Source organism: Streptomyces sp. NPDC059037 (assembly GCF_042740015.1).
In the GTDB taxonomy this organism is placed as follows: Bacteria; Actinomycetota; Actinomycetes; order Streptomycetales; family Streptomycetaceae; genus Streptomyces.
The window spans coordinates 1-2,499 of sequence record NZ_JBHYIG010000494.1 but is presented as its reverse complement, the minus strand read 5'-3'; the positions used below and the strand labels follow the sequence as shown (position 1 = coordinate 2,499).

Sequence of the window (2,499 nt, the reverse complement as noted above, 5' to 3'; positions counted from 1 at the left end):
GCCGCCGCGCGGGCGCCGCCCCCCGCGCCTCTCCACATCATGGGGGGGCCCCCCCCCCCCCGGGGCGGCCGCGCCCCCCCCATCGACGTATGCGTAGGGGATCGACGTATGCGTAGGGGATCGACGTATGCGTACGGGCTAGATCCGCACCTGGCTAAATCCGCACCTGGACGGCGCGCCCGAGGCGGTCGTGCAGGCCGCGGCCGTCGCGGTCCCAGATGAGCGCCGGGATGGCGACGCAGAGCAGCAGGCTGCGGACGAGGACCCGGCCGATGCCGAGCCGGCCGCCGCGCTCGGCGATGACGCGCAGCCTGAAGAGCGCCTTGCCCGGGGTGCAGCCGACCGTGCCGACGGTCAGTACGTTGAGCACGAAGAAGATGCCCAGGGCCCAGTTGCCCATCGCCTGCTGGTCACCGCGAGCGAACAGGCCGTATGCGATAACCATGCACAGGGCCCAGTCGACGGCGACGGCGCCGATGCGCCGGCCGGGCCGCGCGATCGAGCCCGGCCCCTCCTCCGGCAGGCCGAGCTGCTCGCCCCGGTAGCCGAAATCGACGCCCGCGTCCTCTGCCGCCGCACGCGGGCCGGACAGCCACGATCCGATTGCTTGCCTGTTGTCCACCCGACCACGGTACTGCGCCCGATTTCGTACGAGGACGGGCGGGGTAGGACGAATGGCGCCCCGCGCGTACCCGGCCCGGTTAACTTCGGCGAAACAAATGGGTCATGCTTGAGAAATCCCCCGTCCCTATGGTCGGGTCCCAGCGTGTGCCACCGCACTGGCCGCACAACGAGCTGCAACCCCGTACCCACCTGGGGGCCGGGAGTAGGAGGAGTTGGATGTTCCAGAACGCCGACGACGCAAAGAAGTTCATCGCGGACGAGGATGTGAAGTTCGTCGATGTCCGGTTCTGCGACCTGCCCGGAGTGATGCAGCACTTCACCATCCCGGCAGCGGCGTTCGACCCGAACGAGGAGCTGGCCTTCGACGGTTCGTCGATCCGCGGCTTCCAGGCCATCCACGAGTCCGACATGGCGCTGCGCGCGGACCTGTCGACCGCCCGGGTCGACCCCTTCCGCCGCGACAAGACCGTCAACATCAACTTCTTCATCCACGACCCGATCACGGGCGAGCAGTACAGCCGTGACCCGCGGAACGTGGCGAAGAAGGCGGAGGCGTACCTCGCCTCCACCGGCATCGCGGACACGGCCTACTTCGGCCCGGAGGCGGAGTTCTACGTCTTCGACAACGTCCGCTTCCAGACGTCGGCGAACGAGAGCTTCTACCACATCGACTCCGAGGCCGGCGCCTGGAACACCGGTGCGGTCGAGAACAATCGCGGCTACAAGGTCCGCTACAAGGGCGGCTACTTCCCGGCCCCGCCGGTCGACCACTTCGCCGACCTGCGCGCGGAGATCTCCCTGGAGCTGGACAAGAACGGCCTGCAGGTCGAGCGCCAGCACCACGAGGTCGGCACGGCCGGCCAGGCGGAGATCAACTACAAGTTCAACACGCTGCTCGCCGCGGCCGACGACCTGATGCTCTTCAAGTACATCGTGAAGAACGTCGCCTGGCGCAACGAGAAGACCGCGACCTTCATGCCGAAGCCGATCTTCGGTGACAACGGCTCGGGCATGCACGTCCACCAGTCGCTGTGGGCCAACGGCGACCCGCTGTTCTACGACGAGCAGGGCTACGCCGGTCTCTCGGACACCGCCCGCTACTACATCGGCGGCATCCTCAAGCACGCCCCGTCGCTGCTGGCCTTCACCAACCCGACGGTGAACTCCTACCACCGTCTGGTCCCCGGCTTCGAGGCCCCGGTCAACATGGTGTACTCGCAGCGCAACCGCTCCGCGGCGATGCGTATCCCGATCACGGGCTCGAACCCGAAGGCCAAGCGCGTCGAGTTCCGCGCCCCGGACCCGTCCTCGAACCCGTACCTCGCCTTCTCCGCGCTCCTCCTCGCGGGCCTCGACGGCGTCAAGAACAAGATCGAGCCGCCGGAGCCGATCGACAAGGACCTCTACGAGCTCGCCCCCGAGGAGCACGCGGGCGTCGCCCAGGTCCCGACCTCCCTCCCCGCGGTCCTCGACGCCCTGGAGGCGGACAACGAGTACCTGCAGGCGGGCGGCGTCTTCACGTCCGACCTGATCGAGACGTGGATCGACTACAAGCGCACGAACGAAATCGCCCCGATCCAGCTGCGGCCGCACCCGCATGAGTTTGAGCTCTACTTCGACATCTAAAAAGTGGGGTCGGGTGAGCTGGGGCTAGATCTCAGAAACCTGCTGTGACCTGGGAAGACACTGCTCGGTAGTTCTCACTGGTCCCAGTTGTTTTCCAGGGTCTTGTGCACCGGGTGTGCACCGGCGGCGCCAATACCTGACCCACCATCAGAGACGCATGCGTCGGGCGGGCGGCGCGCGGCCGGCGGCGGCGTGGGCGCCCCGGCGGCCGGGCGGGCGGGGGGGCGCGGAGACATAGTCGGACGTGAA

2 protein-coding genes are annotated in these 2,499 nt (G+C 68.0%); one reads left to right on the top strand and one right to left on the bottom strand.

Annotated elements, in window-relative coordinates:
• Window positions 1-154: 154 nt before the first annotated feature.
• Window positions 155-622, bottom strand: a complete 468-nt coding sequence (locus ACFWY6_RS45075) for an RDD family protein (protein WP_384703645.1) — start codon at window positions 620-622, stop codon at window positions 155-157.
• Between the two features lie 218 nt (window positions 623-840).
• Between ACFWY6_RS45075 and glnA the strand changes: the two genes are divergently transcribed.
• The gene (glnA, locus tag ACFWY6_RS45070) at window positions 841-2,250 is read left to right on the top strand and encodes a type I glutamate--ammonia ligase (protein WP_266867754.1); all 1,410 of its coding nucleotides are present in this window, start codon (window positions 841-843) and stop codon (window positions 2,248-2,250) included.
• Window positions 2,251-2,499 lie beyond the last annotated feature (249 nt).

Coding starts and splice junctions, on each gene's coding strand:
- glnA (WP_266867754.1), top strand. CDS start 841: ATGTTCCAGAACGCCGACGACGCAAAGAAGTTCATCGCGGACGAGGAT.